The organism is Micromonospora sp. ATA51, from assembly GCF_016802855.1.
Taxonomy (GTDB): domain Bacteria; phylum Actinomycetota; class Actinomycetes; order Mycobacteriales; family Micromonosporaceae; genus Micromonospora; species Micromonospora sicca.
The window spans coordinates 1-6,693 of record NZ_JAEVHJ010000347.1; the positions used below are offsets into that span (position 1 = coordinate 1).

Annotated in this window: 7 protein-coding genes and 1 pseudogene; 4 read left to right on the forward strand and 4 right to left on the reverse strand. The window is 75.1% G+C overall.

Annotated elements, in window-relative coordinates; translation table 11 throughout:
* Both JNW87_RS32495 and JNW87_RS32500 read right to left on the reverse strand, forming a co-directional pair.
* A partial coding sequence (locus tag JNW87_RS32495; protein WP_309234128.1) for an ROK family protein occupies positions 1 to 185 on the reverse strand: 185 nt, incomplete at its 3' end.
* Between the two features lie 30 nt (positions 186 to 215).
* The gene (locus JNW87_RS32500; RefSeq protein ID WP_238454994.1) at positions 216 to 905 is read right to left on the reverse strand and encodes a TIGR03089 family protein; all 690 of its coding nucleotides are present in this window, start codon (positions 903 to 905) and stop codon (positions 216 to 218) included.
* 151 nt (positions 906 to 1,056) lie between these two features.
* Here JNW87_RS32500 and JNW87_RS32505 point away from each other — a divergent pair, with 151 nt between their 5' ends.
* Positions 1,057 to 2,202 carry a glycosyltransferase family 1 protein gene (locus JNW87_RS32505; protein ID WP_109800151.1) on the forward strand — a complete coding sequence of 382 codons (1,146 nt, stop codon included), beginning with the start codon at positions 1,057 to 1,059 and terminating at the stop codon, positions 2,200 to 2,202.
* A 63-nt stretch (positions 2,203 to 2,265) separates the two neighbouring features.
* Positions 2,266 to 3,357, forward strand: coding sequence for a mannose-1-phosphate guanylyltransferase (locus JNW87_RS32510; protein WP_109800150.1), 1,092 nt, complete (start codon positions 2,266 to 2,268; stop codon positions 3,355 to 3,357).
* Here the strand turns inward: JNW87_RS32510 and JNW87_RS32515 are convergent.
* The gene (locus JNW87_RS32515; protein WP_236647318.1) at positions 3,348 to 3,908 is read right to left on the reverse strand and encodes an NUDIX hydrolase; all 561 of its coding nucleotides are present in this window, start codon (positions 3,906 to 3,908) and stop codon (positions 3,348 to 3,350) included. The two genes, JNW87_RS32510 and JNW87_RS32515, sit on opposite strands and share 10 nt — an antisense overlap.
* A gap of 123 nt (positions 3,909 to 4,031) precedes the next feature.
* Here JNW87_RS32515 and JNW87_RS32520 point away from each other — a divergent pair, with 123 nt between their 5' ends.
* Together JNW87_RS32520 and JNW87_RS32525 are read left to right on the forward strand one after the other, a co-directional pair.
* Complete coding sequence (locus JNW87_RS32520) at positions 4,032 to 5,069, forward strand: DUF4185 domain-containing protein (RefSeq protein WP_238454995.1); 1,038 nt, start codon at positions 4,032 to 4,034, stop codon at positions 5,067 to 5,069.
* A gap of 275 nt (positions 5,070 to 5,344) precedes the next feature.
* Positions 5,345 to 6,349 (forward strand): helix-turn-helix transcriptional regulator, encoded by a 1,005-nt coding sequence (locus tag JNW87_RS32525; RefSeq protein ID WP_109800148.1) that lies wholly within the window; start codon positions 5,345 to 5,347, stop codon positions 6,347 to 6,349.
* A 37-nt stretch (positions 6,350 to 6,386) separates the two neighbouring features.
* Here the strand turns inward: JNW87_RS32525 and JNW87_RS32530 are convergent.
* Positions 6,387 to 6,693 (reverse strand): annotated as a pseudogene (locus JNW87_RS32530) (F420-0--gamma-glutamyl ligase); the annotation flags it as partial.

Below are 6,693 nucleotides of genomic sequence, written 5' to 3' on the forward strand. Positions count from 1 at the left end.
TCCCAGCAGCCGCGGGCCCCACAGGGGCAGTGCCGGCGGCGGTCGCCGAGGGGCAGGTGTCCGTATTCGCCGGCGGCGCCGTGGGCTCCGGTGACCGGGTCCCGTCGACCCCCACCCCCGTCGATCTTGCACTTGTCGCCCCGGCGAATGGGGCACAACGCCCATCGTGAGGGCCCGAACTGCAAGATCGGCGCGCTGGGGGGTGGGGGAGGTGGTCAGGTCAGGGTGTGGGTGACCTTTTCGGTGGTCGCGCGGGAGTCGGTGCGGGTGGCGTCGAGGTTGCCGCAGAGGACGATGCTGGCGCGGGCCGTGAGCGGGGCGAGGAGCCAGTCGACCGGGTCGGGGTGGACGGCCGCGTCGATCAGCAGGCGGTCGCCGGGGGCGATGCCCAGGTCCGCGGCGCGGGCCTCCCCGCGGGCCAGCAGGTCCGCGTCCGCCTCGCCGCCACCGGGGTACGGGGTGAAGTGGTCGCCGTGGCCGCGTACCGCCACGACGTAGTCGGCGAAGCCGGGCGGCACCTGACGCAGCGGGGCGGCGAACGGGGCGAGCGCGAGGGCGTACCGCTCGCCCGCCGACCAGGCCGCCGCCTCCTCGGCCCGGTCCGCCGCCGCGAAGAGCACGTCCACGTCGCCCGGCTTGTCGACCACCGTCAACGTCGCCGACCAGCAGCCGAGCAGCACCGCGGCGGTCTGCCAGTGCGGCGGCAGCAGCACCCCGGCCGTGTCGCCGGGGGCGACGGCCGCCTCGTCGACGAGCAGGTTGGCCGTCTTGGCCACCCAGTTCGCGAGCGTCGCGCCGGAAAGCTCGGTCCGCTCACCGGTCGCGTCGTCGTACCAGGTCAGCAGGGGGCGGGTCGGGTCGGTCGCGATCGCGGCGGCGAAGACCCGGGCAATGTTGTCGGACATCGGCGCGAACGATACGCGGTCCGCGCCCGTATTCGATGACGATGACAAGTCGGCGTACCGTCGGGTCGCAGTCAGCGTCGGGGCCCCGCCCCGGCGTAGGCTTGCCGACAGTGCTGTTCACCACAGACCCGCCAGCCTGAGGAGTCGCCCCGTGACCGCCGGTCGCCCGCCCCGCGTGCTCATCGACGCCACGAGTGTCCCCGCCGACCGTGGCGGCGTCGGTAGATACGTCGATGGCCTGCTCGGCGCCCTCGGCAAGGTCTGCGGCTCCGGCGTGGACCTTGCCGTGGTGAGCCTCCGCACCGACCTGGAGCGCTACACCCGGATGCTGCCCGGGGCGGAGGTCATCCCCGCCCCGGCGGCGGTCGCGCACCGTCCCGCCCGGCTCGCCTGGGAGCAGACCGGCCTGCCGCTGCTCGCCCAGCAGGTGGGCGCGGAGGTGCTCCACTCGCCCTTCTACACCTGCCCGCTGCGGGCCGGCTGCCCGGTGACGGTCACCGTGCACGACGCGACGTTCTTCACCGAGCCGGAGCATTACGATAAGTCCCGCCGGACGTTCTTCCGCAGCGCGATCAAGACGTCGCTGCGCCGGGCCGACCGGGTGATCGTGCCGAGCAAGGCCACCCGGGACGAGCTGATCCGGCTGCTCGACGCCGACCCGACCCGGATCGACGTGGCGTACCACGGTGTCGACCAGGCCGCCTTCCACGCCCCGAGCGAGGAGGAGAAGGCCCGGGTCCGGGCGCGGCTGGGGCTGGGCAGCAGCAGCTACATCGCGTTCCTCGGGGCCAAGGAGCCGCGGAAGAACGTACCCAACCTGATCCGCGGCTGGGCCCGCGCGGTGGCCGACCGGACCGACCCGCCGGCCCTGGTCATCGCCGGCGGCCAGGGGCACGACGACGACATCGACCGCGCGGTGGCCGAGGTCCCGTCGCACCTGCGGCTGCTCCGCCCGGGCTACCTGCGCTACGCCGACCTGCCCGGCTTCCTCGGTGGCGCACTGGTCGCCGCCTACCCGTCGTACGGCGAGGGCTTCGGCCTGCCGATCCTGGAGGCGATGGCCTGCGCCGCGCCGGTGCTGACCACGCCCCGGCTCTCCCTGCCCGAGGTGGGCGGCGACGCGGTGGCCTACACCAGCGAGGACTCGGCCCAGATCGCCACCGACCTGGCCGCCCTGCTGGACGACGAGCACCGCCGGCTCTCCCTGGCCAAGGCCGGTTTCGACCGGGCCAAGGAGTTCACCTGGGAGTCCAGCGCCGAGGTGCACATCGCGGCGTGGAGCCGGGCCCGTTCCTGATTGTCGGCTGCCGGTACGCCCGACGGTGCGTCCGCGGCATGGCGGTTCGGGCATGATGTGCTGATGTTCTACGCCGTCATCCCGGCGGGTGGCAGCGGCACGAGGTTGTGGCCGCTGTCCCGTGCCGGCCACCCCAAGTTCCTCCACCCGCTGACCGGCACCCCGGCCTCGCTGCTCCAGGCCACGGTGGACCGGCTCGCCCCGTTGGCCACACCCGAGCGCACGTTGGTGGTCACCGGTGCCGCGCACGTCGCGGCGGTGGCGCGGCAACTGGCCGGCCTGCCGGAGGAGAACATCCTCGTCGAGCCCTCGCCGCGCGACTCCTGCGCGGCGATCGCGCTGGCCGCCGCGGTGATCGTGCTGCGCGACCCGGAGGCGGTGATGGGCTCGTTCGCCGCCGACCACCTGATCGGCGACCCGGCCCGGTGGGCGGAGACGGTGCGCGAGGCGATCGGCGGCGCCGAGCGGGGGCTGCTGATGACGGTGGGCATCACCCCGACCCGGCCGGAGACCGGCTACGGCTACCTGGAGACGGGCGACCCGACCGGGGACGGTCCACTGCGTCCGGTCGTGGAGTTCAAGGAGAAGCCGGCCGCCGAGGTGGCCGAGGAGTACGTCCGCTCCGGGCGGCACCTCTGGAACGCCAGCATGTTCGTCTGGCGGGTGGACGTCTTCCTGGCCGAGCTGGCCCGGCAGCAGCCGGCGCTGCACGCCGGGATCACCGCGATCGCGGCCGCCTGGGGCACCCCGGAGCAGGACGACATCCTCGGCACCATCTGGCCGACCCTGCCGAAGATCTCCGTGGACTACGCGGTGATGGAGGGCGCGGCGACGGCCGGCCGGGTGGCCACCGTCCCCGGCGACTTCGGCTGGAACGACGTCGGCGACTTCCACACCCTCGGTGAGGTGCTGCCCGCCGACCCGGACGGCAACGTGGTGCTCGGCATCGAGGGCAAGCCGGGCGTGCTGCTGCGGGACAGCCGCGACCTGGTGGTGGTGCCGCAGTCGGGTCGGCTGGTGGCCGCCCTCGGCCTGCACGACCTGATCGTGGTGGACACCCCGGACGCGGTGCTGGTCTGCCCCCGCGACCGGGCCCAGGACGTCAAGAAGCTGGTCGACGAGCTGAAGGAGCGCGGCGAGGAGGGCTACGTCTGATCCGACGGCTCAGCGGTGCGGCGGCGCAGGGCGGCCAGGGCCGGGGCGACGAGCTGGGTGGTGCCGTCGGCCAGCGGCTCGGGGAGCCGGTCCGGCGGGAACCAGCCCAGCGCCTCGGACTCCGCGCTGACCCGCTCGGTGGCGCCCGCCGGGGCGAAGACCGCGAACCGGACGTCGTAGTGCAGCGAGCCGCCCTGGCAGGCCACCGGGTGGATGTCCACGTCGATCGGCACCGGGTCGACCACCAGGCCGGGGATCCCGGACTCCTCGGTCGCCTCGCGCAGCGCGGCCTCCGCGAGGGTCCGGTCGGCCGGCTCGCAGTGCCCACCGAGCTGCACCCACTTGCGGAACTTGCCGTGCAGGCAGAGCAGCACCCGCCCGCCGGTGGGATCGAGCACCAGCGCGCTGGCGGTGACGTGCCCGGCGCGGTGGCTCCGGCTCATCGCCACCGGGCCGGCCGTCAGCAGCCGCAGCGTGCGGTCCCGGGCCTCGGCGGCCGCCGGGCTGGTCGGGGTCCACCCGGTCAGCACGGCGGTCGCATTGCCGTGCAGGGCGTGGACGCCGGCGGGCGACGGATCCGTCGCGGGAGCGCCGGGCGGCGGGGCGGCGGGGCTGGTGGTCGCGGCGTCGGGCACCCCGACACTCTACGAGCGCGGCCCCCGTACCCTGGCCGGGTGGCCCTGCGACTCGTCGAGTTCGTCGTGGCCGGCAACGAGGCCAGTGACCTGCTGCCGGTCCGCTCACCGGCGGTGCTGCGCGGGCACCACGCGCGGCGCGGCTTCTGGACCGTCCTGGACGAGGGCCCGGTGGAACGCTGCCTGGCCCTGCTGCTCGAACGCGAGGACGGCGAGTGGGTGGCGCAGCACGTCGCCGCCGACGCTGGCGCGGAGAACGGCCGGACCGAGGACGGTGAGGCGCTCGCCCACCACGACGGCTGGGTGTACGTGTTCGGCTCGCATTTCGGCTCGAAGGCCGGCCCGCTGCGGCCTCGGCGGGCGTTCGTGGCCCGGTTCCGGGAGGACGACGCCGCCACCGGGACGCTGCCCGTGCACGTGGTGCGCAACCGGTTCCGGCTGCACCGGGCGGTCAACGACGCGCTCGCCGCGGCTCCGCTGACCCCGCTGCCGCCGGGCGACCGGGTCCGGCACCGGTTCATCGTGGAGACCCTGGCCCGGGGCACCGCCCGGGCGAAGAGCTGGGTGAGCCGGCTCACCGAGGACGACCTGCCGCTCAACGTCGAGGCGGCGGCCTTCACGCCGACCGGCACGGTGCTGCTCGGGCTCCGGTTCCCGGTGACCGCCGAGGGCGAGCCGATCCTGGTCGAGCTGGCCGGGGTGGCGGGGATGTTCGCCGCCGACCCGGCCTGGCCCCAGGCCGTGGGGGCGTACGCGCTGACCGGGGTGACGCCGCCGGGGGCGCTGACCGGTTTCCGGGCGATCGCGCCCACCGCCGACGGCGGATACGCGGCGGTGATCGGGTCGATCGACGCGCTGGGCAAGGGTTCGGTGCTGCTCGACGACCATCCGCAGGGCGGCGCGGTGACCTCGCGGCACGTCCGCTTCCGGCTCGACGTCACGCCGGACGCGCGGGTGGCCGGGAAGGTGGTCGCCGACCTGGCGCCGTTCCACCACGTGGAGGGCTTGGCCGAGCTGGCGGGACGCTGCTGGTACGTCACCGACGAGGACCATCGGGTGGCGCTCTGGAGCGACTGACACCCGGGTCGAGCCCCGGGGACGACCGGGTGACACCTCTGCGGAACGTGGCCCGCAGACCCTCGTGGTGCCGCCCGGTCGCCGCTTTCCCGGCCCCCGGTCGCCCCCGGAGCCGGTGATGTCCCGGCCCTGAGGGGCAAGGGGAAGCATGCCCAACCGGGCCCGGTCACGTCGAGGTTTTTCAGCTCACGCTTAAAGATGGAGATTAGTGCCGGCGGGTACAGTGCAGATGGTCGGCGGGCACTCCCTCTGCCCCGCCCCCGGGAGAGCGCTCCATGCTGAAGATCTTTTTCACGAGCGAGGACATCCTGCGGACCAGGGTGGCCCCCGCCGCGGACCCGGTCTGGGAACTGGTCCTCAGCCTGCACCTGTTGCAGGGCCGCAGCCGGGACCCGCTGCTGGCGAACTGGCGGCGCAGCGTGGCCCGGACCCTGCGTACCGACAGCGCCGCCGACCGTCTCCGCCTGCTCTTCGCGCTGAACCCGCCCCGCGGCTACTTCCCCGACTTCCTCACCCCGTACGAGAGCCTGGCGGGCTTCGAGGCGGGCCTGGAGGCGGTCCGGGCCACCCCGGTCGACCTGCTGCGCCGGGACCTGACCCTGCTGACCGGGGAGACCCCCCTGCCCTCCTCGGCGTCCGCACTGGCCCGGGGCGAGCCCGAGGTGCTGCGCCACCTCACCGACTCGATGGCGCGGTACCAGGAACTGGCCATCGCGCCGTACTGGTCCCGGATCCGGGCCGCGGTGGAGGCCGACCGGGCGCGGCGGGCCCGGGCCCTGCTCGACGGCGGCGTCGAGGGGCTGCTGGCCAGCCTGCGCCCGAGCATGCGCTGGGAGGCGGGGATGCTCGAGGTGCTCGACTACCCGGACAGCCGGGAGCTGCACCTGAAGGGTCGCGGCCTGCTGCTGGTCCCGTCCTTCTTCTGCGCCCGGACCCCGGTCGCGCTGCTCGACCCGGCCCTGCCGCCGGTGCTGGTCTACCCGGTCGACCGGCTCGGCGGGCTCGCCCCGGAGCCCGGCCGGGGCGCCGGCCCGGCGCCGGGCGACGGGAACCGCCAGGCCCTGGCGGCCCTGCTCGGGCGGACCCGCGCCGCCGTGCTGGAGGCGACCGACGACGGCTGCACCACCGGTGAGGTGGCCCGCCGGCTGCACATCTCACCGGCCGCGGCCAGCCAGCACACCACCGTGCTGCGCAACGCCGGGCTGCTGGTCAGCCACCGGGACCGCAACACCGTGCTGCACACGCTGACCCCGCTCGGCCGGGCCATGCTCGACTCCTGACCCGCCGGACCAGATCGCCCGGTGGGCGGGTCAGCGGTCAGAGCGCCAGGGCGGCGCCGGCGGTGCTGCCGTCGGGCGGCGGCAGCAGCGCGGAGGGGATCCCCTCCGCGGCCAGCGCGGTCCGCAGCCGTTGCAGGTCGGCGCCGAAACGCACCAGGTCCGGCTGGTTGACCGGGGTCGGCGGCGCCCCGAGGACCAGCCCGCTGGCCTGCGCCGGCCAGCCCGGCACGGTGGCCACCAGGCCGGCGCGTACCTCCTCGTCGGTGACGTGGGTGAAGACCGTGCCGGGCGCGACCACGTCGGCGACCGCGGCGACGGCCCGGTCGACCGCGGCCGGGTCGGCC